The sequence below is a fragment of the Microbacterium sp. CFBP 8801 genome, assembly GCF_014839455.1.
Classification (GTDB): domain Bacteria; phylum Actinomycetota; class Actinomycetes; order Actinomycetales; family Microbacteriaceae; genus Microbacterium.
The window spans coordinates 150,382-176,917 of record NZ_JACYNU010000002.1 but is presented as its reverse complement, the minus strand read 5'-3'; the positions used below and the strand labels follow the sequence as shown (position 1 = coordinate 176,917).

Below are 26,536 nucleotides of genomic sequence, written 5' to 3'. Positions count from 1 at the left end.
TTTCCTTCGTGTGGTGCGCGGGTGCGCGGTTGGGGTGAGCTCCGGTCGGAGCACTCCCCCACACGGTGGAAAGAGAAAAGCCCCGACCTGACGGGCGGGGCGCGAGAGAACGAGGTCTAGGCGGCCGGCACCGGAGGGTACGACGAAGGCAGGAACGGCAGGTACGTGTCCTGCTGCTCCTGGCGAAGATCGCGCATCGCGGTCATCGTGTCGTCCCCTCGGCTCATCGTGCCGGTCGGCACGGACTTGCGAACATAGCGGACGCCGCGAACCCGGCGCAAGGCTCGCGGCGTGGCCCCCACCCTGCGGAGCCCGGGCATCACCCGCACCGGCGTCAAGCCTGTGTCGGCTGGTCGAAGTCCCAGTCGATGGGATTGTCGTCGCCCTCGTCGGACTCCGAGGGCTCGACAGCGCGCAGGTGCGCTCGCGGGAAGAAACGGTGGTCCTTCAGCTCCTGGGCCGCGTGCGAGAAATCCGGCTCCTCGTCGGTCCAGTCCACCGGTGCCGACAGCACGTCGTTGCCGACCCCGATGACGAGTTCCGCCTGGGCGACCTTCTTGTCGTCGGTGACGATCGGGATGCTGACGGCCTCGGCTTGGCCTTCCTTCGCCACCGCCGCCGTCAACAGGATCAGGGACGACGCGACGTCGTCGGTGGTGAGGACGGTTTCTCCGGCGTAGGTGACACAGCGCATGCTGACAGACTGCGGGTCACCGTCGCCCGAAGGGGGGCGGGTTGCCGGGCTTGCCGACGTGAGGTACCGATCAGTCGCGTCGCTGCACCGTGCGGAACATCGCCTCGTCGAGCTCGAACCAGACGGCTCGAACCGTCTCGAACTCCCCGAAGGGTTCAGGTTGCGGGTCGCTCAGAGACAGACGGTAGCCGCGCGGCAGATCATCCACGTGCTGTCCGTCGCGGGGGCCGCCGACGAGCACGTAGATCACGGGGAGTCGACCGCCGGGGTCTCGACCGCGACGCCGTCGACCGCGTCGCTCATCCGCCGGAGGAAGGCGACGACGCTCGCCGATTCTTCGGGTGTCATGTCGATCACCGCGGCCAGCATGCGGTCGTGCATGGTGCCCAGGGTCTGCCGCACCTCTGCATCGGCGCGCGGCGTCGCCTGCACGAAGATGCTGCGGCGGTCGTCGGGATTGGCGGCGCGGGTGAGGTGCCCGGATCGCTCCAACCGGTCGAGGATGGCCGTGGTGGACGCCGTCGACAGACCCAGGTACTTCGTCAACTCCCCCGGTCGTACGCGGCGGGAGGAATCGCGCAGCAGGTAACGCAGAACGAGCAGCTCGTTCTCGCCCATCGACATCGAGTCGCGCGTGCGGCGACGCATCGCGACCTCGGCCGCGCGGTACACCCGGAGCGATTCGAGGACGGCCTTGCTGCGCATACGTCGGTCGGCGGGTTCGTCGCCGTACCAGTAGCTCGGCTCAGCGGAGTCGGTCGGAGGGGCGCTCTCGCGAGGCGCGACGCGGACACCTGTCACGACACACTCCTCCCTGGTGGAGAAACTATATCGCCAAACCAATAGTTAGACAAACTAGTTACTAGTCGAGTATGTTTGTAAACCAGCAAACCGCTGCGAGAGGAGAACCCCATGGGGCAGTTGTTCTACGGCACGACGAGCGAGTCGATCCAGATCCCCGATCGACTGCTGTCGCACCTGAAAGTCGTCGCGACCACCAAACTCCGCCGCAGCGAGAGCTTCACTCTGAGCTGGGCTCACGTCGACGGCACCCCGGGACGATCGACGATCTGGCTGCAGCCGGCGATCCCGATGCGCTTCGTCTTCGATTCGGCCGAGCCCGAGGCCCTCAACCCCCGCGTTCTCAAGGACATGGCCGACATGGCGAACTCGTCGGCCGGTCTGGTCGTCGACCTGAACGCCGAGATCCCCACGGCCGAGGCACCCGCCCATGCCGCCGCGACGCGCGGCACCGCGCCCGCTGCTCGGCGCCCCAGCCTGTCTGTGGCGGCGTGACATGAGCACCGCTTCCCTCGCGCCTCTCAGCGCGCTCGCCTCCACCCGTGTCCTCTGGGCGAAGGTCGACACCGGCTTCTGGGTCGCCCATCGCGGCGGCGAGTATTTCGGTTGCGTCGACCAGGTCACCGGCGGATACGTCTCGCGCGACGCGCACGGCATCCCCGTCGGTCGCTACGACGAGCTCTCCGCCGCGAAATCCTCCCTGCGTTCGACGACGCACCCGGCCAACACCGCCCGGCGTCACCGCGCCGAACGTGCGACCGCCACCGCGGCCACGGTCGTCGGCGGCACGGCCCTGGCGTTCGCGCTCACGGCCGGCGCCCTCGCCCCGTTCCTGTGAGCCGAACCGGGCTCCCCGCCACACCACCGTCCGCGTGACGGCGGCCGCGCCCGACCGCTGGGCCCTCGTCGACCCCCTGGACACGCACGTCGACGCGTGACAGCGTCGGCCCGGGTCGACACGACGACCCCTGACGGATGGAGATGACATGACCGACATCGACGGACGCACCGACGACGCTCCCGACCAGGACTCGAACGGCGCGGGCAGCGAATCCCCCGAAGAAGGAGCGGCGGCCCAGAAGGACGCCGACGACGCCTCGAACACGGCGGACTCCCCCACCGGCGACATCTCCTGATCGCGCGCCGCACGCGACGGTCCGGCGGCTCCTCGGCGACGAGGGCCGCCGGCGCCGCGACGGCCCCGGCTTTCGGCGGTGCCGACACCGCGCCGTGACCCGCAGCGAGTTCTCGTTCTCGGCGGCCGCGCTGTTCTACCCCGGTGATCCGACCTCGGCGCCCGAGGGCACCGGCTGGCACCGCGGGCACCACCAGGTGCGTCGCCGCTCGGGGTCGTCGACCACCTCGGCGCGCACCTGAACCCGGGTACCGCACCGCAGGCACGGGCGCCCGGCTCGGCCCGCCACCCAGTGTGACGAACCGCGGCGTCGGTCGCCCGTCGTCACCTGGTACATCCCCGGCACGGTCGCCGACGTCCGCAGGCACCGCGCGGCGAGGGCCACCAGCGCGGGCAGATCCGTCGCCCCGATCGGCGCGAAGGGATGGATGCCGCGGAGGAAGGCGAGTTCGTTCACCCACAGGTTGCCGAGACCGGCGAGGCGCGTCTGGTCGAGCAGAGCGGCGACGAACGTGCGCTCCGGCCGCACCGACAGCCGACGCACCGCCTCGGCGGCATCCCAGTCGTCGCGCAACGGATCGGGGCCCAGGTGGCCGATCACGTCGCGCTCGCGGGCCGTGGCGACGAGCTCGACGACGGGGAGGTCGATGCCCCACATCTCCCGGCCGTCGTCGAACCGCAGGCGCACGCGCGCCCGCTCGCGCTCGGCCGTCGGCAGGGAGCGCCCGGCGCGCGTGATCGTCCAGCTGCCCTGCATGCGCAGGTGCGTGTGCAGGGTCGTGGCATCGTCGAACCGGGTGAGCAGGTGTTTGCCGTGGGTGTCGTACCCCTCGATCCGCAGCCCCGCGAGCGACCTGCCGGCCGCCGAACCGGAGCGCAGCTCGCCCTCGGCCACGCGGGCGCCGCGCGTCGCGGCATCCAACCGCCGACGCAGGCGCAGAACGCTGTCGCCCTCGGGCACCGTCAGGGCGCCGAGGTGAAGACCTGATCGGCGCGCGGGGCGAGGTCGGGCCGCAGGCGCGTGCCGAACTCGTGCCGCAGGGCGCTGAGGGCCGCCTGCCACCCGGCGAGGCCGTGCACTCCGGGGCCGGGACTGGTCGACGAGGAGCACAGGTACACGCCCTTCATCGGGGTGCGCCAGGGTTCGGGGCTGTACACCGGCCGCCCCAGCAGCTGAGGGAGCGTCGGCGCGCCCGCCGAGATGTCGCCGCCGGGGAAGTTCGGATTCCACGCGGCGATGTCGACGGCCGTGCGCGACGACGAGGCCAGAACCGTGTCGCGGAAGCCGGGCGCGAAGCGCTCGATCTGACGCACCACCGCCTCCTCGCGGTCGGCGGGGCTCCCCGCCGGCACGTGCGTGTACGCCCAGAGCACGTGCTTGCCCTCGGGCGCACGGGTGGGGTCGAAGAGCGTCGGCTGCGCGGTGAGCACGTAAGGCGCGTCGGGCAGATCGCCGCGCGCGACGGCGTTCTCGGCGGCGGCGATCTCGGCCCGCGTCCCGCCGATGTGCACCGTTCCGGCGCCGCCGATGTCGGGGTGGGTCCACGGCACGGGGTCGCTCAGCGCGAAGTCGACCTTGGCGACACCCCCGCCGTAGCGGAACCGCTGCAGGGCGCGGCGGTACCCCGCCGGCATCCGGTCACCGGCCAGGCGGATCAATGCCCGCGGCGTCGTGTCGAGCAGCACCGCCCGCGACGGCGGCAACTCGTCGAGGGCGGTGACCTCGACGCCCGCGTGGAACACGCCCCCGTGCGCGCGGATGTCGGCGATCATCGCGTCGGCGATCGATTGGCTGCCGCCGACGGGGATCGGCCATCCGCGGCCGTGCCCGTAGGTGGCGAGCACGAGACCGGCACCGCCGGCCGCGAGGCTCGGCTGGTGCAGGATCGTGTGCGCGGAGACACCGGTGGCCAGCGCCGGCGCGACGTCTTCGCGGAACCGCGCGTTCCACCAGGGCCCGCCCTGCTCGAGAGAGCGGATGCCGAAGAAGAAGGCCGCGAGGGGGTCCCCCGGCACACGCAGGAGGGCGTTGCCGGTGAAGTCGGCGACCCCGCGCAGGTGATCGACGAGGAAACGCATGAGGCGTTCATAGGCGGGACCGTCGACGCCCAGGCCCTCGGCCGCGCGGGAGAGATCGCGGTAGGCGAGCCCGGCGCGCCCGCCGTCGAGGGGGTGCGCGTACGAGATCTCGGGAACGATGAGCGGCACGCGCCGATCGAGACCGAACTCGCGGAAGAACCACGATTCGAGGGCGAGGGGATGAACCGCCGAGCCCACGTCGTGCCGGAAACCCGGCAGGGTCAGTTCGGCCGTCGAGGCGGCGCCCCCGAAGGTCGTCGAGCGCTCGTACACCGCGACCGACAACCCCGCGCGCGCCAGGGTGACCGCCGCGGCCAAGCCGTTGGGTCCGGATCCGACGATGATCGCGTCGTAGGTCTCGCTCATCGGTCGATCGGCTCCCTCTCGGCGGTGGATTCGTACCCGAGGGCCGACGCTCCGCCCTGTGTTCCGGGGGCGCCCCCCTCCGCCAGGTAGGCGAGGCGGTGCAGCGTCTCGGCGTTGCGCCAGCGCGTGATCGCGTCGAAGACCGTGTCGGGAAGCAGGGTCGTCGGTCCGGTGACCGGCTCCTCCTGGATGCGGACGACGCACATGTCACCGCGCGCCTTCACGTCGATCGCCACGCGGGCGACACCGATGGGCCCGCCGTGCGGTTCGAGCACCGCGCGATACGGCGGCTCCCACACGCGCATGGTGGTGGTGTCGTTGATCAGGGCGGGCCACGACCCGAAGGAGTGGTGAAGCGTGGAGCCCTCGGCCGGCCAGGCTTCGGAGACGTCGCGCATCCGCGAGGTCCCCACCACCCACAGGGGGTAGAGCCACCCGTTCGCCAGCACGCGGAAGACGTCGTCGGGGGTGCAGCGCATCAGTCGCACATTGCGGGCCATGGGACGCTCCTCCTCGGCGGCGGGGGTTCGGGCGAGACGGATGACGGGGCGCCGCGTCTCGATGGGCCCACGCTACGGCCCGCGCGGCACCGTGTCGCGATGGTTGCGTCCGGCGGCTGCGGCCGGTAACGGTCAGGCGGCGTCCTGCAGAGGGAGCACGAACCACGCCCGGGTACCTCCGGCGGGCGAGGCGTCGAGTCCGATCGATCCCCGATGTGCGTCGACGATGCGCCGGCACGTCGCCAGACCGATGCCGATGCCCGGAACCTCGCCACCGTGGCCGCGTTGCATGGGCTCGAACACGCGTTCGCGCAGCTCGGGCTCGACCGCCTCGCCGTTGTCGTCGACGCTGATGCGCCAGCCGTCGGGCAGGACCTCGACGCTCACGCGGATGGTCGGCGTCTTCTCGGCGGCCACCGTGAACTTCACCGCGTTGGCGATGAGGTTCTGCAGCAGCACGCGGAGCAGAGTGTCATCGGCGATCACCCGGGCCGAGGCGTCGACGGTCACCTCGGCGCCGGTGCGCACGAGAGCGCCATCGAGGTCTTCGAGCACCGCATCGACGGTGTCGGCGACGTCGACCTCGACGAGGTGGGGGCGCGTGCCCCCCATGCGCGCGAAGTCGAGCAGGTCGGTGACCATCGACGTCATGCGTCCGGCGGCGGCCTCTGCGCGGACGAGCGACTGCGCCGCGCGCGGTGCGGCCGCCATCTCGGGGCTGTCCGAGGCGAGCTCGATGAAGCCCGTCAGCGCCGTCAGCGGGTTGCGCAGGTCGTGACTGACCTGCACGGCGAAGTGCTCGAGCGACGCGTTCGATTCGATCAGGTCGCGCTGCACGCGACGCAGCTCGAGCACGTCGATCACCTGGTGGGCGAGCAGATCGAGGGCGCGGCTGCTGGCATCCGAGAGTTCTCCGACCACGTCGTCGAAGACGCACAGCGTTCCGATCGCGACACCGGCCGGGGTGATCAGGGGGCTCGACGCGTAGAAACGCACGTGGGCGATCTCGCCCGTGACAAAACCACTCCGCGCGAACCGTTCGTCGAGACGCGCGTCGGGCACGACGACGCGTCCGGGCGTGCTGATGACCGCGGCGCACATGGAGTCCTCGCGGGCGCACGACGCCGCCTGAATGCCGACCGCCGCGATCTGGTGCTGCATGCGATCGTCGATGATGTTGATCACCGCGGTGGGAACCCCGCAGATGGTCGCCGCGAGCTCGACGAGCCCCTGAAGATCGGGCTCGGATGGTTCGCCGACGAGTCGGTACTGCGCGATCGCCTCGCGTCGCGTCACATCGTGCGCCGTGGACACGTCTTTCCCTTCACGTCGTTCCCCCGTCGTCGAGCCTAGCGCCGGTACACCCCGCGGGGTCCGGCGGAAAGGGGGTCGCCCGATCGGCACGCGGCACCCAGAGTGGGGGCATGAGCACCCCGACCCCCCTCCCCCAGGCTCCCTCCGACCCGGGAACCCCGTCGATTCCCGACGAACCGCTCGCTCCGACCCCGTCGGAACCGACGGTCCCGACCCCCGCCGAACCCACGGTGCCGCTCGCTCCCGAGACCGCGCCCGCACCGGCCGGTCACGACGACGACTCCGCGGGAGCCTTCGCCGACGACGAGAGCGGCGCGGTCGGCACGGCCGAGATGGATGCCGACAACGCCGTCGAGCAGGACATGATCGACGCCATCGATCCGGCCGGCCGACCCGACTGACGCCCGTGAGAACGACGAAGGGGCGACGCCGTCACGGCGTCGCCCCTTCGTCGTTCGGAGGTCAGCGGATCACGGGTTGCCGCGGGTCCACAGCAGCAGGATCGCCACGACCTGCAACACGAGGCATCCGACGAGGATCGCCGTGCGACGCCGGGGCGTCGACGACCACCGTTCGTCGCCCATCAGGGGCGCCATCGGCATGAGCAGTCGGAATGTGCTCTGCTGCGGGAGGAACACGGCCAGGATATAGATGCCGTAGCTGAAGCCGTAGGTGACGACCATGAGGCCCATGCGGCGAACGGGACGCGACCACATCAGGGCCAGGAAGGCCACGATCAGGGCGACGACCAGGATGATGCCCACGACGCCCAGGTGCGTTCCCGCCTGGCGGAACCACGGCGTGAACGGGGTGAACTCGTCGTTTCCGACGTAGTCGAGCCACCATCCGAGCTCGGTGCGGATGTAGGCGTTGTGCGTGCCCGTGAAGTGCTGCGCGATGTGGTTCCACGACAGTCCCGCGGCGGCGATGACGAGCCCGCTCACCATGAGCGAGGCCCACTCGCGCACCGGGAACGGGTCGACCCGGCGGCGGAAGAACCGCACCAGGAAGACCATGCCGAGCGCCAACCCCAGGGCGAGGACCCCGGGACGCGTGTACGCCGTCATCAGACCGATCGGCAGGATCCAGAGATACCGCCGTTTGATCGCCAGCAGCATGCCGGCGAACATCAGCAGCATGAACAGGCCCTCGCTGTAGCCGATCACGAAGAGGAACGACATCGGGGCGAAGGAGAAGAACACCACGGCCCACCACGCCGGCTGCGGCTTGGTGACCGTGCGCAGCAGCAGGAAGAGCAGCCACGTCGCACCCAGGCTCGCGCCCATGCTCAGCAGGATCGCGACCGGCTGCCACCCCAGGCCCGTCGCGCCCGAGAGCACGCGCACCATCGTGGGGAACACCGGCAGGAACGCCCAGTTGTTCGGAAGGATGTCGCCCGAGACGTTCATCGGCAGCGAGGTGGGGTAGCCCTGCGCGGCGATCTGGCCGTAGCGGTCGGCGTCCCACCCGGTCAGGTAGTCGAAGAACGTGCCGAGGCGCTCACTGTCGGGACCGAAGCCCCACCGCGCCGCCTTGGCGATGGAGTAGAAGCCCCACAGGAAACCGAAGTTGACCGCGCGGGCGATGGCCCACAGCAGCAGCACGCGCGTGAACGCGCCGCGCTCGACGGGGACGATGCCCTCGGGCGTACGCAGCACGTCGTGCCCGTACTGACGCAGTGCCCGACCCACTCGGGAGTCGCGCAAGCGGTCGAGTCGACTCGGTCGCTCGATGACGCGCGACGGACGCGTCGGGGAGGCAAGCTCGCTCGGCGGTGCGCTCACTCGGAACCTTTCACAGGGGAAGATGTGGGCGAGTGACGACGGTGTCGGGCCCGGACAAGTGCAGTGAAGCCAAATAGTAGCGGATCAACCCGAACGTTCCCTGCGGTTGACTTTCAGGAAATCCCCTGGTCAGTGGGCGTCGCCCACCAGTTTGAGGCCGATCACGCACCCGACGAGGCCCAGCACGAGCAGCACCTTCACGACCGAGATCGCCTCGGCGCCGCTGATCATGGCGACCACCACCGTCAGTGCGGCGCCGATGCCGACCCACACCGCGTACGCCGTGCCGGTGGGGATGTCCCGCATCGCATAGGCGAGCCCGCCCATGGATGCCACCAGCGCGACGCCGAAGACGACGCTCGGCCAGAGCTTGGTGAAGCCCTCGGAACGCCCGAGGGCGGTGGCCCAGACGGCCTCGAGGACACCGGACACGATGAGGACGATCCACGACATGGCTGTGCTCCTTGGCCAGTCTTGTCGCAGTCCGGGTACTGATCCGTCGTCCGGGGACGCGGGAGGCGTCCGACCCTCAGGCTAGCGAGCGCGCCTGGGCAGCGCCCGTGCACGGGTCGGACGACGCGAACGACGCCGGGACCCGGCATCCGGGATCGACCTCAGATGAGGAAGATCGACGCCGCGCCGGGGTTGTGGGCGTGCACCAGCACTCCGAAGACGACGGCGTCGAACAGCAGGTGCACCGTCACGACGTACCAGAGCGACCGGGTCTTCAAGAAGAGGAAGCCCTGGATGAGGGCGAACGGGATCGTCAGCGCCGGACCCCAGGCCTGGTAGCCGAGCTCCCACAGGAACGACACGAACACGATCGTCTGCAGCAGATTGGCCGTGAGGTCGGGGAAATGCCGGCGCAGGAGCACGAACACCGTGCAGATGAAGAACAGCTCGTCCCAGATCCCCACCGCGCCCACGCCGACGAACAGGCGCGCGATCATCTCGGGGGTGTCGACGACCGGCCAGTTCATGTAGACGCCGGAGGTGATGAAGTAGAACGGCAGGATCAGGTAGCCGAGCACGATCACGCCGCCCAGCCACGCCCACTGCCACCACGTCCACCGCCCGCCGCCCCGCCACGGGAAACGGATCGCGTGGTCGCGGTAGACGAACCTCGAGATCGCGTACGGCACGAGCACGGCCCCGCCCAGGGCGAGCGTGAAACGCAGGAAGGCGGCGTTGTCGAGCTCGGCCTGCAGCGGGATGAGGCTGACGATGAACTGACCGAGGGCGACGAGCGAGACGTCGCGGGCGATGCTCGGCTCGGGGTCGCGACCGGGGAGTACGGCGACGCCGGCGCGCCGGTCGACGAGGATTCCGGATGCCACGGCCAGCGCCAGCAGCAGCCAGCCGAGCCAGATGACCTGTACGACGAACAGCGCCGGGGCGGCGAGGCAGACCAGCAGCGCCGGCACGAGTTTCAGCGAGAGCGTGGAACGCTCGCGCTCGGCGACCGCGGCGTGCGCGGTCACGGCGCCACCCGCGTGTACGTCAGGTCGCGGATGTCGCGGCCCACCCGCAGCCCCTTCTGCTCGAACGCGGTGAGCACGCGGCCCTCGAAGCGTTCCGCCCAGTCGCCCGAGAAGGCCCGCGAGAACTCGGGCGCCTCGTCGAGCACCTCGCGCATCTGGTCGGCGTAGTCCTGCCAGTCGGTCGCGAGGCGCAGCGTCGCCCCGGGCCCCAGCGCCAGGGCGGCGACGCGGACGAAATCGGGGGCGATCAGTCGCCGCTTGGTGTGCTTGTTCTTGTGCCAGGGATCGGGGAAGAACACCCACAGCTCGTCGACGGAGCCGGCCGGCAGCAGGTGCTCCAGCGCCTCGGGGGCGTTGGCCTCGGCGAGTCGGAGGTTCTTCACCCCCGCGCGGTCGGCGTCGAGCATGGTGCGGGCGAGGCCGGCGGTGAACACCTCGACCGCGAGGAAGTCGTTGTCGGGATCGGCGGCGGCGGCCGACACGATCTGGTGCCCCTGGCCCGAACCGATCTCGACGGTCAGGCGGGCGCGACGGCCGTAGACCTCGACCGGGTCGATCGCCGATCCCTCTTTGACGCTCGTGGTGGCCGCGCCCCGCTCGACGGGGAGCAGGTAGGTCGGCGAGAACTCCGCCCAGGCGCGGTCCTGCGCCTCGGACATGCGTCCGCTGCGCCGGACGAACGACACGGGCTTGTCGCGGAAGACGGGCGCGGCATCCATGGCATCCAGGCTATCCGCCGCGCGAGTCGCCATATTCTGTCGCTTCTCGTCGGCGGGAGCGACAGATTCCGGCGACTCTCGCGAGGTGGCACGCTTGCGGCCGCTCACGGGACGGTCACGAAGTCGATGAGTTCCTCGACGCGGCCGAGCAGGGCCGGTTCGAGGTCGCGGAACGTGGTGACGCGCGACAGGATGTGCTGCCAGGCGCGGGCCGTGTCGGCCTGCTCCTCGGCGGGCCAGCCGAGGGCGCGGCAGACGCCGACCTTCCACTCGATGCCGCGGGGCACCTCCGGCCACGCGGCGATGCCGAGGGCGCGGGGCGTGACGCACTGCCAGACGTCGACGAAGGGGTGGCCGACGATCCGCACGTGCGCGCCGTGGCGGCCTCGGGCGATCTTGTCGGCGATCCGCGACTCCTTGGAGTTCGGCACGAGGTGGTCGACGAGAACGCCGTAGCGACGCTCGGCGGTGGGGGGCTCGGCATCCAGTGCCTGCTCGAGCAGGTCGACGCCCTCGAGGAACTCCACGACCACGCCCTCGGCGCGCAGGTCGGCGCCCCAGACCTTCTCGACGAGCTCGGCGTCGTGCTTGCCCTCGACGAAGATGCGGCTCGCGCGGGCCGTGCGGGCGCGCTGATCGGCGACGGCGAACGAGCCCGAGGCCGTGCGCGTGCGTCCCTTCGGGGCCGCCGCCGGCGCGTCGAGCACGACCGGGGCGCCGTCGACGAGGAAGCCGCCGCCGAGGGGGAACAGGCGTCGCTTGCCGAAGCGGTCCTCGAGCTCGACGTTCATGCCGTCGACGCGGGTCACCGCCCCGCAGAATCCGTCGCCGACCACTTCGACGACCAGGTCTGCGGATGCCGCAACGCGGGCGGGCGGGGTGCGTCCGGCGTCGCGCCAGCCGCGGGCGAGCACATCGGTGCCGTAACGGTCGTCCATGGGTACCTCCGAACGCTCGAGCCTAGGCGGCGCGATTGTGCGCTGACAGCGGACGCGCCGGTCCTTCCCCGGTGTCGGCGGTCGTTTATAGGCTGGGGACTTCGGGTCGTCGAAAGGGGAGGCATGCGAAAGCCGAAGGCGGCACACGTGCTGGCGATTCTGCTGCTGGCCGTGGGGGGAATCCTCGGCGGGCCTCTCGCGGCCCTCGCCGTCCCCCCTCCCTCGCTGGGCTCCAGCTACGTCGTCGACCAGGCCGACGTGCTCACCGACGCGCAAGAGGCGCAGGTGCAGTCGCGCATGATCACGCTGTCCACGCAGACGGGGCTCGACCTGTGGGTCGTGTACGTCGACGGGTTCACCGACCCGCCCGCCGCCGAAGACTGGGCGAACGAGACGGCCAACCGCAACCAGCTCGGACCCCACCAGTACCTGCTCGCCGTCGCGATCGAAGACGGCGCCGCCACGTTCTACCTCTCGGGCGACGTCGACGACGGCGCATTGACCGCCGCGCAGCTCGGCGCCATCGAACAGGAACGCGTGCAGCCCCTGCTCGCCGCGGGCGACGACGCGGGGGCGGCGATCTCGGCGGCCGACGGCATCCGCGCCGCCTACTCCGAAGCGGGGGGCAACCAGCCCGCTCCCCCGCCCACTCCCGCCACGCAGAGCGGACCGGCGATCGGACCCATCGTGGTGGTGGGCCTGCTCCTCGTGGCCATCGCGGGCGGACTCGTGTGGTTCGGCCTGCGTCGTCGGCGCGCGACGGCGGGCGCCGCGGGAGGCCCCGCCGAGAGCATCGACGACCTCTCCCGGCGCGCGGGGTCGGCGTTGGTCGCCACCGACGACGCCGTCAAGACCAGCGAGCAGGAGCTCGGCTTCGCCCGCGCCCAGTTCGGCGACGCCGCCGCCGCACCGTTCGTCGAGGTGCTGGCCCAGGCCAAGGCCGACCTCGACGCGGCCTTCTCGATCCAGCAGCAGCTCGACGACGAGACCCCCGAGACCCCCGAGCAGCAGCGCGCCGGGTACGCCGAGATCCTGCGCCTGTGCGCCGCCGCCGACGCGGCACTCGATGCCAAGACCGCGGCCTTCGACGAGTTGCGGGCGCTGGAGGCCGACGCCCCCGCCGCCCTGGCCGCCACGACGCAGCAGCAGACGGCCGTCGCGGCGGCCCTGGCTGCGGCCGAGGCGGATCTCGCGCGTCTGCGTGCGCAGTATGCCGACGACGCCCTGACCACCGTCGCCGACAACCCCGTGCAGGCGCGCGCCCGACTCGACCTCGCCGCTGAGCAGACGGCCGCGGCGCAGGCGGCCCTCGGCGCCGGGCGCACGGGCGAGGCGGCGGTCGCCATCCGCGCCGCCCAAGCCGCGGTCGCCCAGGCCGACGTGCTGGAGCGCGCGATCACCACTCTCGGCACCGACCTCGCCGACGCGCAGCAGCGGGCCGGCGCACTCGTCGCCGAGATCGAGGGCGACCTCGCGGCGGCGGCGCAGCTCACCGACACCGACGGACGCATCGCCGGGGCGGCCGCCTCGGCGCGATCGCAGCTCGACGCCGCCCGCGCGACCCTGGCGTCCCCGCGACCCAGTCCCCTGCGCGCCCTCGAGGAGTTGCAGCAGGCCAACGCGACCATCGACGCGGTGCTCGACGAAGCCCGTGACGCCGCCGAGCGACGCCGCCGCGCCGAGAGCCAGCTCGACGGCACGCTGGCCCAGGCTCGCGCGCAGGTGTCGGCGACCGAGGACTTCATCTCGGCGCGGCGCGGAGCCGTGGGGCCCACCGCACGCACGCGCCTGGCCGAGGCCGGCGCCGCCCTCGTGCAGGCGGAGCAGACGCGCTCCACCGACCCGGCGGCGGCGCTGTCGCTCGCCCAGCGCGCCGCGCAGCTGGGCTCGCAGGCGGGGTCGCTCGCCCAGAACGACGTCGGCGCCTTCGGCGGCGGCGGGGGTCAGGGCGGAGGCGGCGACATGATGGGCGCTCTGCTCGGCGGGATCGCGATCAACTCTCTGCTCGGCGGCGGTGGCCGACGCGGCGGCTTCGGCGGCGGCGGCCTGGGTGGCCTCGGCGGCTTCGGCGGCGGCGGACGGAGCGGCGGCTCGGGCGGCTTCGGGGGCTTCGGCGGCGGCGGACGCTCCCGCAGCGGAGGCGGCAGGGCCGGGGGCGGCGGCGGACGCAGCCGTTCCGGCGGAGGACGTGTCAATCGACGCTGATCCACCCCTATCGGCGACCGGGCCGATCACAGAGAATTCGTAGCATCCGACACCAGACTCGACATCGTCGCCCTCAGGAAGGAACACCCCGCATGGCCAAGCAGTCCATCTTCGGTCGCATCTCGACCCTCGTTCGCGCGAACATCAATTCGCTCCTCGATCAGGCCGAGGACCCGCAGAAGATGCTCGACCAGCTCGTGCGCGATTACTCGAACTCGATCGCCGACGCCGAGTCGGCCATCGCGGAGACCATCGGCAACCTGCGTCTGCTCGAGCGCGACCACCAAGAAGACGTGCAGGCGGCGGCCGAGTGGGGCAACAAGGCCCTCGCCGCCAGCCGCAAGGGCGACGAGCTGCGCGCCACCGGCAACGCGAGCGAGGCCGACAAGTTCGACAACCTCGCGAAGATCGCCCTGCAGCGTCAGATCACCGCCGAGAGCGAGGCGAAGTCGGCCGCGCCCACGATCGCGTCGCAGACCGAGGTCGTCGACAAGCTCAAGGACGGCCTCAACGGCATGAAGGGCAAGCTCGAGCAGCTGCGCTCCAAGCGCAGCGAGCTGCTGGCCCGTGCCAAGGTCGCCGAGGCCCAGAACAAGGTGCACGACGCCGTCAAGTCGATCGACGTGCTCGACCCCACCAGCGAGCTCGGCCGTTTCGAAGACAAGATCCGTCGCGAAGAAGCCCTCGCCGCCGGCAAGCAGGAGCTCGCCGCTTCCAGCATCGACGCCCAGTTCAACGCGCTCGACGACGTGGGCGAGCTCACCGAGGTCGAGGCACGTCTCGCCGCGCTGAAGGTCGGCGGCCCCCAGCGCGCCGCGATCGACGCGCCCAGCCCCGACCTCTGATCGACACCGAGAGTGCATCGCCCGGCCCGCCGGGCGATGCACTCTCGTCTCTTCGCGAGGAACACCCATGACGCGTTTCATCGTCGCCCCGCAGTGGCAGGGCTCGTCGTCGTCGCGGGCGATGCAGCTCATCGACGGCGCCGACGCCATCGCCGGTGACCTGCCCCGTGCCTCGACGATGGTGCTCGAGGCCCCGACCGAGGCAGGAGACGCCCAGGGCACGCGCGTCCACCGGCTCACCGCCCTCTGGCGCATGCGCGAGCGGATCGAAGATGCCGTACGCGGTTCCGTCGAACCGGCGATCGTCGTGGGCGGGGATTGCGGAGTCGCCCTCGGCGCGGTGGCGGCCGTGGCCGACGACGACCTCGCCGTCGTGTGGATCGACGCGCACCCCGACCTCCACACCCCCGCGTCCTCCCCCAGCGGCGCGTTCACCGGCATGGTGCTGCGCGCGATCACGGGCGAGGGCGAAGACCCCCTGCGCCTGCACCCCGGCATCGCCGCCTCGCGTCTCGTGCTGGCGGGCACCCGATCGCTCGACGACGAGGAGCAGCGCTACGTCGACGACAACGCCGTGCGCGTCGTCTCGGCCGACGCGTTGGCCGACCCCGACGCCCTGGCCGACGCGGTCGTCGCCACCGGGGCCTCGCGCGTCTACGTGCACGTCGATCTCGACGTCCTCGATCCCGCCGAGATCTCTGGCGTCGCCCACCCCGTGCCCTTCGGCGCGCGCACGGCCGACGTCGTGGCATCCATTCGTCGTCTGAGAGAACGGATGCCGATGGCGGGGGCGACCCTGACCGAGTTCTCCCCGTCGTCGCCCGCCGCCGCCGTGGACGATCTCGGAACGATCCTTCGACTGATCGGAGCCCTGGCATGAGCCCCCTCCCGCCCCCTCCGGCCGGCTGGCGCGAGCGCGCGGACCGCGCCGTCGCGCGCGGTCGCGTCTGGGACCGCTTCATTCCCGCCGTGCTGCTCGACTCCCCCGTCAGCCGCGTCGGCTACTGGTACGGCTGCACGGTCGGGTGGGTGTGGGGATCGCTGTGGAGCACCGGCCGCATCGAGAAGCGGCAGGGCCTCTGGGTGTTCCGCGGCCTGCCCTCGTGGGCGTTCCCGCGCGGCGGAGTGTGCGTCGGGGGATGCTTCCTCACCGGAGACGCCCGCCCCACCGACGTCGTCCTCGGACACGAGGCCGTGCATCACCGCCAGTGGCGTCGCTACGGCTTTCTCATGCCCGTGCTCTACGCGCTCGCGGGCCGCGATCCGCTGCGCAACCGCTTCGAGATCGAGGCCGGCTTGATCGAGGGCAACTACGTGCCGCGGGGCAGCTGAGCCGCCCCATCAGCGTCGGTGTCGACGGCTGCGGCGTCTTCGCGAGGCCGCGAGGCCGCGAGGCTCGCGTCAGCGCGCGGTCGCCAGACCGAAGCGCTCGGGCGTGTGGATCGACTGCGCGTCGACGCCGTGACGCGCGACCAGGTCGTCGACGATCTCGGCGGTACCCAGGTAGCCGCCCAGCAGGAACACGCGCGTGGCGTCGTCGTCGCAGCACAGCATCTCGCCGGACCAGCCGGCGACGGCCCGCGCCAGGGCCTCGCCCGGGGCGCAACCGCGCCCGGTGCCGGGGGCGCCGCCGCGGCGCGAACGGTCGAGCCACGAGAGCGTCATGCGCGCGGGGGCGGCGATGCGTCCGATCCACGACTCGTCGGGCACCTCGACGAACACCCGCCCGGTCGAGCAGATCGGCAACGTCGCGAGCAGAGCTTGGAGCTCGACGAGAGAGGTCTCGTCGGCGGTCACCAGGTGCTGCACGCGGGTGTGCCGCGACGTGCGGCACGCGGCGTCGTTGTGCTCGGTGGAGGTGGTCATGATGGCTCCCACTATACCGCGAGTGAAGGGTTGCCTAACCTGAGTTCCCCCTTTGTATCTCGACGTCGACGAGACGGCGGGCTTCGGCCCCCGCGGTTCAACCCAGCAGCACCGCACGCAGCCGGCGCAGCTCGTCGTCGCTCAGCCCGTGCGCCCGCAGGTAGCCCGCCGGCGAGCCGTACTCGCGGTCGAGCCGGTCGAGCAGTGCGCGCATCACCGGCGCCGGAGACCGGGTCGCCAAGTCCTCGACGTGCACGTTGCCGGGGTGCACCGCGCGGATCGCGGCGAGCACGGCGGCGTTGCGTTCGGCGGGCAGCAGAGCCTCGGTGCGCGCGTAGTCGGCGATGACGGCCTCGCGATCCACCCCCGCCGCGGCGAGCGCAATCGCCACCGTGACCCCCGTGCGGTCCTTGCCGACGGTGCAGTGCACGAGCACGGGCTGGGCGTCGAGCAGGCCGCGCACCACCTCGACGACGCGGTCGGCGGAGTCGTCGACGATGCCGTCGTACATGTCGGCGAGGCTCAGATCGCGCGCGAAGAACGACGCCACCGATCCGAGGAACAGCGGGGTGTGCTGCACGTCGACCGGCACGTCGTCGAAGCGGCTGGGTGCGTGGGCCACCTCGGCCTCGTCGCGCAGGTCGATCACGCGCCGGATGCCGAGCTCGCGCAGCGTCTGCACCCCGACGTCGTCGAGGTGCACGAGGTTGCCGGAGCGGAACAGCACCCCCTCGCGCGTGCGTCCCTCTCGGGTCGGCAGACCTCCGACGTCGCGGAAGTTCGTCGCACCCGACACGAGCGATCGCGACGCGGACGATCGCGACTCCGGCGACCCGGTCACGCGGGGTCCTCGCCGTGGAGGTGGGCGGCGGGGGCGGGGCCGTCGGCGACGCCCCCGGCGGACCCCCCGCGCGGGGGAACGGGGTACCGACCCGCGATCGCCACGCGGTTGAAGGCGTTGATCGCCACGAGCACCCAGCTGAGGGCGACGTACTCCTGCTCGCTCAAGATGCCGCCGGCCTGGTCGTACACCTCGTCGGGAATGCCGTCTTCGTGGATGAACGTGAACGATTCGGTCAGTTCGAGCGCCGCCCGCTCCCGCTCGTCGAAGACCCCCGACTCACGCCAGGTGGCGATCTGGGCGATGACGTCGGCGTCGAGGCCGGCCTTCACCGCCGCGTCGACGTGCACGCGCACGCAGAAGGCGCAGCCGTTGAGCTGCGACGCGTGGATCTGCACGATCTCGCGCAGCCGCGCGTCGATGCCGGCTTCGGCGGCGATCCGGCCGACCGTGTTCGAGAACGATCGCAGGGCCGCATAGGCCTCGGGAGCCTTCTTCGACAGGTGCACGCGCTGTTCCTCGCCCATGGCGACAGCCTACGGCGGGCGGGTGCGGCCGGTGCCGCCTTCGCCGACCCACCGGTCGCGTCCTGCCGTCGATCGGGCGCCGACCGTGACGCCCGCCGTGACGCCCCGAGGCGCCGAGGTGGCGGCATCCGGGCCCGCGATGACAGGGTGGCTGTCATGCCCGAGGTCGACGAGTTCTCGTTCCTTCCCGCGCAGGCCGACGATCTCGGCCTCGACGTCCCCTCCGTCGAGCGGGTGCAGCTCACCCTGCCCGACGGACGCACGCTGAGCGGCCTGCGGTGGGGCGACGCTCCGCCCGTGGTCACCCTGCTGCACGGTGCCGGGCTGAACGCCCACACGTGGGACACGACGCTGCTCCACCTGGGGGTCCCCGCCCTCGCCCTCGACCTGCCGGGCCACGGCGACTCCTCGTGGCGCGACGACGCCGCCTATGTCGCGCGCGTGCTGGCCCCCGACGTCGCGATCGCCCTCGAAGCCTGGACCGAGGGCCCGCAGACGCTGGTCGGGCACTCGCTCGGCGGGCTCACGGCGGCCGCCGTCGCGGCATCCCGTCCCGAGCTCGTCGCGCGTCTCGTGGTCGTCGACATCACCCCGGGGGTCGATCCGAGCGCCGGGCCCGCGCAGATCCGCGCGTTCTTCGCCGGCCCCACCGACTGGGCGTCGCGCGACGAGCTGGTCGACCGCGCCCTGTCGTTCGGGCTCGGCGGCACGCGCGACGCCGCGGAACGCGGGGTCTTCCTCAACTCGCGCGTGCGGGCCGACGGCCGCGTCGAGTGGAAGCACCACTTCGCCCACCTCGCCGCAGCGGCGGCGAACGCCGGTGCCGACGCGACGACCCCGGATGCCGTTCGCGCGGTGCTCTCGAGCACCGGGTGGGACGACGTGGCCGGTGTCTCCGCCCCGATCACGCTGATCCGCGGGGAACGCGGTTTCGTCACCGCGGCCGACGCCGACCAGTTCGTCGAACGGGTGCCCGGTGCCGCCGTGCGCGTGCTCCCCACCGGCCACAACGCGCAGGAGGAAGACCCGGCGGCGCTCGACGACATCATCCGCGACGCGGCCGCCCCCGCCTGAGCCTCGGCGCGGCCCGCGGGGCTCACCCGAAGGCGGGTTCCTCGTCATACGGCGTCGCGCACCGTCATGAAGGACGTGGAGGGAATGCGGGTGAAAGTAGGCTGTTCCCACCCCATGCACGGCATCCACAGCACTCGGATGCCCTCGGCCTGCGAAAGGACATCCCCGCAATGCTGCGCCGCACCGCCCTCGCCACGAGCGCGCTCCTGATCGGAGCCCTCCTCCTCACCTCCTGCACCGGCGGGAACACCGCATCGGCCCCGACCGGTGCCGTCGACCCCGACGCCACCCTCACGGTGGGTCTGTCGCTGGAACCGTCGAACCTCGACATCCGCCACACGAGTGGAGCCGCCCTCGAACAGGCCCTCGTCGACAACGTCTACCAGGGTCTCGTGACCCGCAACGGCGACGACGACAACGCGATCGTCCCGGCCCTGGCCACGGAGTGGACCATCTCGCCCGACGGGCTGACCTACACCTTCACCCTGCGAGAGGGCGTGACCTTCCACGACGGCACCGCGATGACCGCCGACGACGTGGTCACCTCGCTGCAGACGGCGAAGGACGACGCGACCATCCAGAACAGCGCCGACCTCGCCAACGTCGCCTCGATCGCCTCGCCCGACGCGTCCACCGTCGTACTGACGCTCGCGCAGCCGAACATCGACTTCCTGTTCACCCTCACCGGCCGCGCCGGACTCGTGTTCAAGAACGCCGACACGACGAACTTCCAGACCGCCGCGAACGGCACCGGGCCGTTCACGGTGGCGTCGCGCAACACCGGTCAGAGCCTCACGCTCGCCCGATACGACGGGTACTGGGGCGACAAGGCCGGCGTCGCCGAGGTCGTCCTCGACTACATCCCCGACCGCAGCGCGGCCGTCAACGCCGCCGTCAGCGGCGACCTCGACGTCGCCCTCGAGGTCGACCCCGAACTGCAGAGCCAGGTCGAGGGCACCGGGAACTTCACGATCGACACGGGCCTGACCACCGACAAGGCGACTCTGGCGTTCAACAACCAGCGCGCCCCCCTCACCGACCAGCGGGTGCGCGAAGCCCTGCGTCTGGCCATCGACCATGACGCCCTCGTCGAGACGGTCATCGCCGCGCAGACCCTGAACGGTCCGATCCCCCCGCTCGACCCCGGGTACGAAGACCTCACGGGCAGCGTGTCGTACAACCCCGACCGCGCCCGCGACCTGCTCGCCCAGGCCGGTGCCGAGAACCTCGAGCTGACGCTGACGATCCCCAACGTCTACCCCACGTCGATCCCGACGTTCCTCGTGTCGTCGTTCGCCGACGTGGGCGTCACGCTCAAGGTCGAATCGGTGGACTTCTCGACCTGGCTGCAGGACGTCTACACGAACCACGACTACGACCTGAGCTTCGTGCGTCACGTCGAGGCGCGGGACTTCGGCAACTGGGCGAACCCCACGTACTACTTCGGGTACGACAACGCGACGGTGCAGAGCCTGTACGCGCAGGCCCAGGCGACCACCGACGAGCAGCAGTCCTCCGACCTGCTCGCCGAGGCCGCCCGCATCGTCGACGACGAGGATGCCGCCGACTGGCTGCTCCTGGCCACCCCGCGCACCGCGGTCGGCACGAACGTCGCGAACTTCCCGAAGAACTCGCTCAACGTGCGCCTGCCCCTCGCGGGCGTGACGGTCTCCTCGGAGTGATCCGCTACGCGCTGACACGGCTGGGCCTGCTTCTCCTGGGCCTGGCCGTGGCCAGCGCGCTGATCTTCCTGTCGCTGCGGGTGCTCCCCGGCGACGTCGCGCAGCTGATCGCCGGAACGCAGTCGACCCCCGAACAGGTCGCCGCCCTGCGCGAGAGCCTGGGCCTCGACGTGCCGCTGTGGACGCAGTACTTCGACTGGATCGGCGGGCTGCTGCGAGGCGATCTGGGTACCTCCCTGGTCACCGGCGAATCGGTCGCCGCCGAACTCCTCGACAAGGCGCGGGTCACCGTACCCCTCGCGGTCATGTCGCTCACGGTCGCCCTGCTCATCGGCATCCCGCTCGGAGTGCTGTCGGCCCTCGGCCGGCGCACCGCCGGGGGGACCGCCCTCAGCGTCGCGTCACAGGCCCTGGCCGCCGTGCCGGTGGTGTGGGCGGGGATGCTGCTGGTGGTCGTGTTCGCCGTCTGGCTGGGCTGGCTGCCGCCGCAGGGGTTTCCCCGCGCCGGGTGGAACGACCCCGGGGCGGCGTTCCGCGCCCTCGTGCTCCCCGCGCTCACCATCGGCGTGGTCGAGGGCGCGATGCTCCTGCGGTTTGTCCGCAGCGCCACCCTGCAAGCCCTCGGGCAGGACTATGTGCGCACGGCCGCGGCGAAGGGACTGACCCGCACGCGGGCGTTGGTGCGCCACGGACTGCCGAACGTCGGACTGTCGGTGATCACGGTGCTCGGACTGCAGATCGCCGGCATCATCGTCGGCGCCGTCGTGATCGAGCAGCTGTTCACCCTTCCCGGCGTCGGCCGCATGCTCGTCGCCGACGTCGCGGCGCGCGACCTCCCGAAGGTGCAGGGCGAGCTGCTCGCCCTCACCGGGTTCGTGCTGCTCGTCGGCTTCGTCGTCGACCTCGTGCACCGCCTGATCGATCCCCGCCAGCGGGAGGCCTCGTGAGCACCCTGAAACGCCTGTGGAATCTGGGCACCGGCCGGTTCGGCATCCTGATCGTCGTGCTCCTGGTGATCACGGCCGTGGTGTCGCTGGTGTGGACGCCGTTCGATCCCGCCGCCGTCGACGCGCGTGCGCGCTGGCTCTCCCCCTCGTGGCCGCACGTGCTCGGCACCGACAACAACGGTCGCGACATCGCGAGCCTGCTCATGGCGGGGGCGCGCACGACGATCGTCGTCGCGGTCGGGGCCGGAATGGTCGCGTCGGTGCTCGGCCTCGCCCTCGCCGCCCTCGGCTCGCTCACCGCGCGGTGGATCCGCGAGAGCATCGCCGTGCTCGTCGACATCCTGATCGCCTTCCCCGTGCTCATCATCGCCATGATGATCTCGGCCGTCTGGGGCGGCTCGCTCGCCGTGGTCATCTGGTCGGTGGGGATCGGCTTCGGCGTCAACATCGCCCGCGTGACGCGCCCGGAACTGCGTCGCGTGCTGCACAGCGACTTCGTGCTCGCGGGGCGTGCCAGCGGCTTGACCCCCTGGCAGAACCTCACCCGCCACCTGTTGCCCAACGTCGCCCCCGTCTTCATCGTGCAGCTGTCGTGGGGCATGGCGGTCGCCGTGCTCGCCGAGGCCGGACTGTCGTACTTGGGCTTCGGCGCCCCGGTCACCCAACCGTCGTGGGGCGTCCTGCTGAGCGATCTGCAGTCGTACATCTCGGTGCACCCGCTCACCGTCGTCTGGCCGGGGCTGGCGATCACCCTCACCGTGCTGGGGCTCAACCTGCTCGGCGACGCCCTGCGCGAAGCCGCCGACCCGACGCTGGCCCAGCGTGCACCCGCCGCCCGCACCCACGTTCCGGGAGTGGTCGCATGAGCCTCGTCGTGAAAGACCTGCGCGTCGAGATCGGCGGCCGCGCCGTCGTCGACGGCGTGTCGTTCGAGGTGCCCGACGGCGCGCGGGTGGGCATCATCGGCGAATCGGGCTCGGGCAAGTCCCTCACCGCCCTGGCGATCCTGGGGCTGCTACCCGACGACGCCCGGGCCTCGGGGAGCGTGAGATGGAACGACCGCGAGATCCTGGGTCTCGACGACCGCGAGCTCGCGAGACTGCGCGGCGACGACATCGGCATGGTCTTCCAGGAGCCGCGGACAGCTCTCAACCCCATCCGCACGGTCGGGCGCCAGATCGGCGAATCGGTGCGCATCCACGAGGGCGTCTCCCGCCGCGAGGCGGCCCGCCGCGCCGTGATCGAGGCGGAACGCGTCGCCCTTCCCGATCCGGAGCGCATCGTCGCGCGCTATCCGCACCAGCTCTCGGGCGGTCAACGCCAGCGGGTCGCGATCGCGATGGCGCTCGCGTGCCGTCCCCGTCTGCTGATCGCCGACGAACCGACCACGGCCCTCGACGTCACCATCCAGGCCGGGATCCTGTCGTTGCTGCGGTCCCTGGTCCACGACGCCGGGATGTCCCTCGTCTTCATCACCCACGACCTCGCGGTGCTGGCGCAGGTCGCCACCCACGCCGTGGTCCTCGAGCACGGCCGCGTGGTCGAGCACGGAGCGGTCGCCGACCTGCTGCGGGCACCGTCGTCGCCGGTCACGCGAGCGCTGTTGCGTGACGCGACGGCGACGCTCTGGCATCCCGAGACCGCCGGTCACGATGCCGCGACCCCGGCCGGCGTGCCGGTCGAGCCCGCACAGCGCGACGCGGGCGGGTCCGGCGCGACCGCCGCCGCCCCCGACGCCGCGCCGACCGGTGGGGAGACGCCATGACCGAGACGCTCATCCACGCGCGCGGGCTCTCGCGCACCTATCCCGCACCGCGGAAGGGCTTCGCCCGGCCCGAACGCACGACGGCCCTCGACGACGTCGACCTGTCGGTGCTCGCGGGCTCGGCGGTGGGGATCATCGGCGAGTCGGGATCGGGCAAGTCCACGCTCGTCCGGCTGCTGCTGGGCCTGGACACCCCGTCGGCGGGCACCGTGGAGGTGACGGGGCGCCCCGTCGTCGCCGGCGGCTCCGCCCGCTCGCTGCACTGGCTGCGCCGCACCACCGGCATGGTGTTCCAAGACCCGTACGCGTCGCTCGATCCGCGCATGGACGTCGGTCGCATCGTGGGCGAACCCCTCTGGGCCCTGGGCGTCGACGGCGGCCGGCGCGCCCGGGTGCGCGACGTGCTCGTGCAGGTCGGCCTCGATGCCGACATGGCTTCGCGCTTCCCCCACGAGTTCTCGGGCGGTCAGCGCCAGCGCATCGCGCTCGCGCGCGCCATCGTGCACCGCCCGCGGATCCTCGTCGGCGACGAGCCGCTGTCGGCCCTCGACGTGACCGTGCGCGCGCAGATCCTGCGCCTCCTCGCGCGCCTGCGCGCCGAAGAAGACCTGACCCTGGTGCTCGTCTCGCACGACATCGGCGTCGTGCAGAGCGTGTGCGACCAGGTCGTGGTGATGAAGGACGGCAAGGTCGTCGAGCAGGGCCCGACCGAGAAGGTGCTGCTGCAGCCCCAGGCGGCGTACACGCGGCAGCTGCTGGCGTCGATCCCGACCCTGCCGCGCTGAAGTTTCACCGCCGCCCCGGGAACGGGCTTCGGCGCGGCGGTCTTCGCGCGGATGGCCCCATCCCGTGCGCTGCGGAGCGCCGTCGTGCGCGTGAGCAAGGGATGCCGCGATGTCGGAGGTCGGCGCTAACCTCGGCGCATGTACCCCGGCATCGTTCCCCCGTTCCTGCTCGATCGGCTCGCGTCCACCGACGACCCGCGGCTCGCACGCGCGGCCGCCGCGGCACGCAAGACCCTGGCGATGCCGCGCCCGCCGCGGCCCACACGCACCCGGCTCCGGCTGTCGATCGACGGCGACGCGCTCGTCGCCGAAGCGGTTCCCGCCCCCGATCGCATCATCTCCGACGCGCAGAACAGCGAGAACCTGCCCGGTCGACGCGTGCGCAGCGAAGACGAAGAGCCCGTCGGCGACGCCGCCGTCGACGAGGCGTACGACGGTCTCGGTGCCACCTACGACTTCTTCTGGGACGCCTTCGCGCGCGACGGCATCGACGCGGCGGGCGGCTCGCTGCTCGCGACGGTGCACTTCGGCGACGACTACGACAACGCGTTCTGGAACGGCGAGCGCATGGTGTTCGGCGACGGCGACGGCGAGGTGTTCGTCGGGTTCACCCGCTCGCTCAGCGTCATCGCGCACGAGCTCGGCCACGGGGTGACCGAGGCCGCCGGGGGTCTCGAGTACCAGGGGCAGTCCGGCGCCCTGAACGAGTCGTTGTCCGACGTGTTCGGCGCCCTCGCCGAGCAGCACCGGCTCGGCCAGAGCGCCGACGAAGCGTCGTGGCTGATCGGCGCGGGCATCTTCGCGCCCGACGTGCAGGGCGAAGCACTGCGGTCGATGAAAGCACCCGGCACCGCCTACGACGACGACGTGCTCGGCACCGACCCGCAGCCCGGACACATGCGCGACTACGTCGAGACCGACGACGACAACGGGGGTGTGCACATCAACTCCGGCATCCCCAACCGCGCCTTCCACGTCGCGGCGACGACACTGGGCGGCTTCGCCTGGGAGCGCGCCGGACTCATCTGGTACCGCACGCTCACCGCGGGCACCCTCTCGCCCACCGCCGACTTCGCCGCCTTCGCCGCCGCCACGCGCGCCACCGCCGCCAGCGAGTACGGTGAGGAGTCCGAGGAGGTCGCCGCCGTCCGCGCCGCATGGGTCGCAGTCGGCGTCGAGGAGGATGCCGCAGCCTGACGCCGCGAACGACGAGCGCTTCGCCGTGGTCGTCGTGCGCTCGGGTGGCCTTGCCGGGCTCCAGAAGCAGTGGCGGGCCGAGCCCGACCCGGCGCGTCTTGCTCAGTGGCGCGAACTCGTCGAGAGCTGCCCGTGGGATGCCGCCCCCTCGACGTCGTCGGGTGCCGACCGCTATCAGTGGCGCATCGAGGTGCATCGCGGAGGCATCGCCGTGCGGCGGGTGCGACTCGGCGACGGTCAGGTCGACGGTCCCTGGCGCACGCTCGTCGACGAAGTGCGCCGGGCCGCACCGTCGACGCCGCGGCGGCGCTGACCCGAGAGGCGCGCGGCTCGCGTCAGCCGAACAGCCTCCGACGCTTCTTCTTCGACACGATGCTCTTCTGCAGGTACACGACCCCGAGCCAGCGGCCGAACTTGAAGCCCACGCGGCCCATGCGACCCACCTCGGTGAACCCCAGCTTCTCGTGCAGGGCGATCGACGCGTCGGCGCCCTTGTCGCTGATCGCGGCGACCATCTCGCGGATGCCGAGCTCCTGGCACGCGGAGATCAGCGCCTCCAGCAGGGCGCGGCCGAGTCCCTTGCCCGCCGCGGCCTGACCGAGGTAGATCGAGTTCTCGACCGTGTACCGGTACGCCGACTTGGACTGCCAGGGCTGCACCAGCGCGTACCCGAGCACTTGACCGCTGGGCGACTCCGCCACGAGGAAGGGCAGTCCGAGCTTGTTCAGCGTGGCGAACTTGTCGCGCCACTTCGCGATCGACCAGGCCTTCTCGTCGAAGGTCACGACGGAATTGCGCACGTAATAGTTGTAGATCTCGCGGATGTGGGGGATGTCGGCCTCAGTGGCCGGGCGGATCTCATACGTGAACGGTCGTTCGGGCTCCGGCGCACGCCGCAGGTGCGTGGGCAACCGACGGCGGGCCTTCTCGTACTCCTCTTCCAGCACGCTCGACACTTTACGCACAGCGGCGTTTCGAGCGTGTGACCCCG

Annotated in this window: 32 protein-coding genes and 1 riboswitch; of the genes, 16 read left to right on the top strand and 16 right to left on the bottom strand. The window is 71.6% G+C overall.

The features are described 5' to 3' along the window. Positions 1 to 334: 334 nt before the first annotated feature. The 3 genes from IFR11_RS03735 to IFR11_RS03725 all read right to left on the bottom strand — a co-directional run bounded on the left by IFR11_RS03735 (position 335) and on the right by IFR11_RS03725 (position 1,495). A complete protein-coding gene (locus IFR11_RS03735) occupies positions 335 to 694 on the bottom strand; it encodes a hypothetical protein (protein WP_191915254.1) in 360 nt (119 codons plus the stop codon). Positions 695 to 764: 70 nt separating this feature from the next. After that, positions 765 to 944 carry a hypothetical protein gene (locus IFR11_RS03730; RefSeq protein WP_055834758.1) on the bottom strand — a complete coding sequence of 60 codons (180 nt, stop codon included), beginning with the start codon at positions 942 to 944 and terminating at the stop codon, positions 765 to 767. Continuing rightward, complete coding sequence (locus tag IFR11_RS03725) at positions 941 to 1,495, bottom strand: MarR family winged helix-turn-helix transcriptional regulator (protein ID WP_342030239.1); 555 nt, start codon at positions 1,493 to 1,495, stop codon at positions 941 to 943. The genes IFR11_RS03730 and IFR11_RS03725 overlap by 4 nt, the downstream gene beginning before the upstream one ends. A 111-nt stretch (positions 1,496 to 1,606) precedes the next feature. Here IFR11_RS03725 and IFR11_RS03720 point away from each other — a divergent pair, with 111 nt between their 5' ends. From IFR11_RS03720 to IFR11_RS03710, 3 genes are all read left to right on the top strand, one after another. Then, positions 1,607 to 1,990 carry a DUF7882 family protein gene (locus IFR11_RS03720; RefSeq protein ID WP_191915253.1) on the top strand — a complete coding sequence of 128 codons (384 nt, stop codon included), beginning with the start codon at positions 1,607 to 1,609 and terminating at the stop codon, positions 1,988 to 1,990. A gap of 1 nt (position 1,991) precedes the next feature. Further along, a complete protein-coding gene (locus IFR11_RS03715; RefSeq protein WP_055834749.1) occupies positions 1,992 to 2,333 on the top strand; it encodes a hypothetical protein in 342 nt (113 codons plus the stop codon). Between the two features lie 148 nt (positions 2,334 to 2,481). Continuing rightward, positions 2,482 to 2,631, top strand: a complete 150-nt coding sequence (locus IFR11_RS03710) for a hypothetical protein (RefSeq protein ID WP_156458740.1) — start codon at positions 2,482 to 2,484, stop codon at positions 2,629 to 2,631. 135 nt (positions 2,632 to 2,766) lie between these two features. On the opposite strand, the gene IFR11_RS03705 is transcribed toward IFR11_RS03710, so the two are convergent. The 4 genes from IFR11_RS03705 to IFR11_RS03690 all read right to left on the bottom strand — a co-directional run bounded on the left by IFR11_RS03705 (position 2,767) and on the right by IFR11_RS03690 (position 6,889). Continuing rightward, the gene (locus tag IFR11_RS03705) at positions 2,767 to 3,591 is read right to left on the bottom strand and encodes a DNA-formamidopyrimidine glycosylase family protein (RefSeq protein ID WP_191915252.1); all 825 of its coding nucleotides are present in this window, start codon (positions 3,589 to 3,591) and stop codon (positions 2,767 to 2,769) included. Positions 3,592 to 3,593: 2 nt separating this feature from the next. After that, a complete protein-coding gene (locus tag IFR11_RS03700; protein ID WP_191915251.1) occupies positions 3,594 to 5,075 on the bottom strand; it encodes a phytoene desaturase family protein in 1,482 nt (493 codons plus the stop codon). Next, a complete protein-coding gene (locus IFR11_RS03695) occupies positions 5,072 to 5,575 on the bottom strand; it encodes an SRPBCC family protein (protein WP_055936815.1) in 504 nt (167 codons plus the stop codon). Before IFR11_RS03695 ends, IFR11_RS03700 begins: the two co-directional genes overlap by 4 nt. Before the next feature lie 132 nt (positions 5,576 to 5,707). Further along, entirely contained in the window at positions 5,708 to 6,889 is a 1,182-nt protein-coding gene (locus IFR11_RS03690; RefSeq protein ID WP_070408314.1) for a sensor histidine kinase, read from the bottom strand. A 110-nt stretch (positions 6,890 to 6,999) separates the two neighbouring features. Here IFR11_RS03690 and IFR11_RS16525 point away from each other — a divergent pair, with 110 nt between their 5' ends. Continuing rightward, entirely contained in the window at positions 7,000 to 7,290 is a 291-nt protein-coding gene (locus IFR11_RS16525; RefSeq protein WP_191915250.1) for a hypothetical protein, read from the top strand. A 69-nt stretch (positions 7,291 to 7,359) separates the two neighbouring features. Here the strand turns inward: IFR11_RS16525 and IFR11_RS03680 are convergent, their stop codons facing one another. From IFR11_RS03680 to IFR11_RS03660, 5 genes are all read right to left on the bottom strand, one after another. Continuing rightward, the gene (locus IFR11_RS03680; protein WP_191915249.1) at positions 7,360 to 8,595 is read right to left on the bottom strand and encodes a hypothetical protein; all 1,236 of its coding nucleotides are present in this window, start codon (positions 8,593 to 8,595) and stop codon (positions 7,360 to 7,362) included. Between the two features lie 207 nt (positions 8,596 to 8,802). Further along, complete coding sequence (locus tag IFR11_RS03675) at positions 8,803 to 9,126, bottom strand: DMT family transporter (protein ID WP_055834729.1); 324 nt, start codon at positions 9,124 to 9,126, stop codon at positions 8,803 to 8,805. A gap of 10 nt (positions 9,127 to 9,136) precedes the next feature. After that, positions 9,137 to 9,201: riboswitch (guanidine-III (ykkC-III) riboswitch) on the bottom strand. An 86-nt stretch (positions 9,202 to 9,287) separates the two neighbouring features. Further along, positions 9,288 to 10,154 (bottom strand): CPBP family intramembrane metalloprotease, encoded by an 867-nt coding sequence (locus tag IFR11_RS03670; protein WP_191915248.1) that lies wholly within the window; start codon positions 10,152 to 10,154, stop codon positions 9,288 to 9,290. Continuing rightward, positions 10,151 to 10,873, bottom strand: a complete 723-nt coding sequence (gene trmB / locus IFR11_RS03665) for a tRNA (guanosine(46)-N7)-methyltransferase TrmB (RefSeq protein WP_055936799.1) — start codon at positions 10,871 to 10,873, stop codon at positions 10,151 to 10,153. The genes IFR11_RS03670 and trmB overlap by 4 nt, the downstream gene beginning before the upstream one ends. A gap of 104 nt (positions 10,874 to 10,977) precedes the next feature. Further along, a complete protein-coding gene (locus IFR11_RS03660) occupies positions 10,978 to 11,811 on the bottom strand; it encodes a DUF3097 domain-containing protein (protein WP_191915246.1) in 834 nt (277 codons plus the stop codon). A gap of 123 nt (positions 11,812 to 11,934) precedes the next feature. Here IFR11_RS03660 and IFR11_RS16520 point away from each other — a divergent pair, with 123 nt between their 5' ends. The 4 genes from IFR11_RS16520 to IFR11_RS03640 all read left to right on the top strand — a co-directional run bounded on the left by IFR11_RS16520 (position 11,935) and on the right by IFR11_RS03640 (position 16,193). Further along, positions 11,935 to 14,016: a TPM domain-containing protein gene (locus tag IFR11_RS16520; protein ID WP_191915245.1), complete on the top strand. Its 2,082-nt coding sequence runs from the start codon at positions 11,935 to 11,937 to the stop codon at positions 14,014 to 14,016. A 92-nt stretch (positions 14,017 to 14,108) separates the two neighbouring features. After that, positions 14,109 to 14,861: a PspA/IM30 family protein gene (locus tag IFR11_RS03650; RefSeq protein WP_055834714.1), complete on the top strand. Its 753-nt coding sequence runs from the start codon at positions 14,109 to 14,111 to the stop codon at positions 14,859 to 14,861. Between the two features lie 67 nt (positions 14,862 to 14,928). Further along, positions 14,929 to 15,741, top strand: a complete 813-nt coding sequence (locus IFR11_RS03645) for an arginase family protein (protein WP_191915244.1) — start codon at positions 14,929 to 14,931, stop codon at positions 15,739 to 15,741. Then, positions 15,738 to 16,193, top strand: coding sequence for a Fe-S oxidoreductase (locus tag IFR11_RS03640; RefSeq protein ID WP_191915243.1), 456 nt, complete (start codon positions 15,738 to 15,740; stop codon positions 16,191 to 16,193). Before IFR11_RS03645 ends, IFR11_RS03640 begins: the two co-directional genes overlap by 4 nt. Before the next feature lie 69 nt (positions 16,194 to 16,262). On the opposite strand, the gene IFR11_RS03635 is transcribed toward IFR11_RS03640, so the two are convergent. The 3 genes from IFR11_RS03635 to IFR11_RS03625 form a co-directional block, all read right to left on the bottom strand. Continuing rightward, positions 16,263 to 16,727 carry an SIP domain-containing protein gene (locus tag IFR11_RS03635; RefSeq protein ID WP_055834704.1) on the bottom strand — a complete coding sequence of 155 codons (465 nt, stop codon included), beginning with the start codon at positions 16,725 to 16,727 and terminating at the stop codon, positions 16,263 to 16,265. A 97-nt stretch (positions 16,728 to 16,824) separates the two neighbouring features. Then, positions 16,825 to 17,523: a tyrosine-protein phosphatase gene (locus IFR11_RS03630; RefSeq protein WP_342030238.1), complete on the bottom strand. Its 699-nt coding sequence runs from the start codon at positions 17,521 to 17,523 to the stop codon at positions 16,825 to 16,827. A gap of 41 nt (positions 17,524 to 17,564) precedes the next feature. Further along, positions 17,565 to 18,095, bottom strand: coding sequence for a carboxymuconolactone decarboxylase family protein (locus IFR11_RS03625; protein WP_244630556.1), 531 nt, complete (start codon positions 18,093 to 18,095; stop codon positions 17,565 to 17,567). 156 nt (positions 18,096 to 18,251) lie between these two features. Here IFR11_RS03625 and IFR11_RS03620 point away from each other — a divergent pair, with 156 nt between their 5' ends. From IFR11_RS03620 to IFR11_RS03585, 8 genes are all read left to right on the top strand, one after another. Continuing rightward, positions 18,252 to 19,169, top strand: coding sequence for an alpha/beta fold hydrolase (locus tag IFR11_RS03620; protein WP_191915241.1), 918 nt, complete (start codon positions 18,252 to 18,254; stop codon positions 19,167 to 19,169). 170 nt (positions 19,170 to 19,339) lie between these two features. Then, entirely contained in the window at positions 19,340 to 20,851 is a 1,512-nt protein-coding gene (locus IFR11_RS03615; protein ID WP_070408324.1) for an ABC transporter substrate-binding protein, read from the top strand. Next, positions 20,848 to 21,798 (top strand): ABC transporter permease, encoded by a 951-nt coding sequence (locus IFR11_RS03610; RefSeq protein WP_070408325.1) that lies wholly within the window; start codon positions 20,848 to 20,850, stop codon positions 21,796 to 21,798. Before IFR11_RS03615 ends, IFR11_RS03610 begins: the two co-directional genes overlap by 4 nt. Further along, positions 21,795 to 22,664, top strand: coding sequence for an ABC transporter permease (locus IFR11_RS03605; RefSeq protein WP_055834690.1), 870 nt, complete (start codon positions 21,795 to 21,797; stop codon positions 22,662 to 22,664). The genes IFR11_RS03610 and IFR11_RS03605 overlap by 4 nt, the downstream gene beginning before the upstream one ends. Further along, positions 22,661 to 23,563, top strand: a complete 903-nt coding sequence (locus IFR11_RS03600) for an ATP-binding cassette domain-containing protein (protein WP_082509303.1) — start codon at positions 22,661 to 22,663, stop codon at positions 23,561 to 23,563. The genes IFR11_RS03605 and IFR11_RS03600 overlap by 4 nt, the downstream gene beginning before the upstream one ends. After that, positions 23,560 to 24,348 carry an ABC transporter ATP-binding protein gene (locus tag IFR11_RS03595; RefSeq protein WP_191915240.1) on the top strand — a complete coding sequence of 263 codons (789 nt, stop codon included), beginning with the start codon at positions 23,560 to 23,562 and terminating at the stop codon, positions 24,346 to 24,348. The genes IFR11_RS03600 and IFR11_RS03595 overlap by 4 nt, the downstream gene beginning before the upstream one ends. 138 nt (positions 24,349 to 24,486) lie before the next feature. Further along, positions 24,487 to 25,545 (top strand): M4 family metallopeptidase, encoded by a 1,059-nt coding sequence (locus IFR11_RS03590; protein ID WP_055936772.1) that lies wholly within the window; start codon positions 24,487 to 24,489, stop codon positions 25,543 to 25,545. Then, positions 25,532 to 25,858: a protealysin inhibitor emfourin gene (locus IFR11_RS03585; RefSeq protein ID WP_191915239.1), complete on the top strand. Its 327-nt coding sequence runs from the start codon at positions 25,532 to 25,534 to the stop codon at positions 25,856 to 25,858. The genes IFR11_RS03590 and IFR11_RS03585 overlap by 14 nt, the downstream gene beginning before the upstream one ends. 22 nt (positions 25,859 to 25,880) lie before the next feature. Here the strand turns inward: IFR11_RS03585 and IFR11_RS03580 are convergent, their stop codons facing one another. Further along, a complete protein-coding gene (locus tag IFR11_RS03580) occupies positions 25,881 to 26,492 on the bottom strand; it encodes a GNAT family N-acetyltransferase (protein ID WP_191915380.1) in 612 nt (203 codons plus the stop codon). Positions 26,493 to 26,536 lie beyond the last annotated feature (44 nt).

Bases quoted from the DNA above. Each gene is read 5' to 3' on its own strand.
- IFR11_RS03735 (WP_191915254.1), bottom strand. From the start codon at position 694: ATGCGCTGTGTCACCTACGCCGGAGAAACCGTCCTCACCACCGACGAC.
- IFR11_RS03720 (WP_191915253.1), top strand. From the start codon at position 1,607: ATGGGGCAGTTGTTCTACGGCACGACGAGCGAGTCGATCCAGATCCCC.
- IFR11_RS03715 (WP_055834749.1), top strand. From the start codon at position 1,992: ATGAGCACCGCTTCCCTCGCGCCTCTCAGCGCGCTCGCCTCCACCCGT.
- IFR11_RS03710 (WP_156458740.1), top strand. From the start codon at position 2,482: ATGACCGACATCGACGGACGCACCGACGACGCTCCCGACCAGGACTCG.
- IFR11_RS03700 (WP_191915251.1), bottom strand. From the start codon at position 5,075: ATGAGCGAGACCTACGACGCGATCATCGTCGGATCCGGACCCAACGGC.
- IFR11_RS03695 (WP_055936815.1), bottom strand. From the start codon at position 5,575: ATGGCCCGCAATGTGCGACTGATGCGCTGCACCCCCGACGACGTCTTC.
- IFR11_RS16525 (WP_191915250.1), top strand. From the start codon at position 7,000: ATGAGCACCCCGACCCCCCTCCCCCAGGCTCCCTCCGACCCGGGAACC.
- IFR11_RS03675 (WP_055834729.1), bottom strand. From the start codon at position 9,126: ATGTCGTGGATCGTCCTCATCGTGTCCGGTGTCCTCGAGGCCGTCTGG.
- trmB (WP_055936799.1), bottom strand. From the start codon at position 10,873: ATGGATGCCGCGCCCGTCTTCCGCGACAAGCCCGTGTCGTTCGTCCGG.
- IFR11_RS03660 (WP_191915246.1), bottom strand. From the start codon at position 11,811: ATGGACGACCGTTACGGCACCGATGTGCTCGCCCGCGGCTGGCGCGAC.
- IFR11_RS16520 (WP_191915245.1), top strand. From the start codon at position 11,935: ATGCGAAAGCCGAAGGCGGCACACGTGCTGGCGATTCTGCTGCTGGCC.
- IFR11_RS03650 (WP_055834714.1), top strand. From the start codon at position 14,109: ATGGCCAAGCAGTCCATCTTCGGTCGCATCTCGACCCTCGTTCGCGCG.
- IFR11_RS03645 (WP_191915244.1), top strand. From the start codon at position 14,929: ATGACGCGTTTCATCGTCGCCCCGCAGTGGCAGGGCTCGTCGTCGTCG.
- IFR11_RS03640 (WP_191915243.1), top strand. From the start codon at position 15,738: ATGAGCCCCCTCCCGCCCCCTCCGGCCGGCTGGCGCGAGCGCGCGGAC.
- IFR11_RS03635 (WP_055834704.1), bottom strand. From the start codon at position 16,727: ATGACCACCTCCACCGAGCACAACGACGCCGCGTGCCGCACGTCGCGG.
- IFR11_RS03625 (WP_244630556.1), bottom strand. From the start codon at position 18,095: ATGGGCGAGGAACAGCGCGTGCACCTGTCGAAGAAGGCTCCCGAGGCC.
- IFR11_RS03620 (WP_191915241.1), top strand. From the start codon at position 18,252: ATGCCCGAGGTCGACGAGTTCTCGTTCCTTCCCGCGCAGGCCGACGAT.
- IFR11_RS03615 (WP_070408324.1), top strand. From the start codon at position 19,340: ATGCTGCGCCGCACCGCCCTCGCCACGAGCGCGCTCCTGATCGGAGCC.
- IFR11_RS03600 (WP_082509303.1), top strand. From the start codon at position 22,661: ATGAGCCTCGTCGTGAAAGACCTGCGCGTCGAGATCGGCGGCCGCGCC.
- IFR11_RS03595 (WP_191915240.1), top strand. From the start codon at position 23,560: ATGACCGAGACGCTCATCCACGCGCGCGGGCTCTCGCGCACCTATCCC.
- IFR11_RS03590 (WP_055936772.1), top strand. From the start codon at position 24,487: ATGTACCCCGGCATCGTTCCCCCGTTCCTGCTCGATCGGCTCGCGTCC.
- IFR11_RS03585 (WP_191915239.1), top strand. From the start codon at position 25,532: ATGCCGCAGCCTGACGCCGCGAACGACGAGCGCTTCGCCGTGGTCGTC.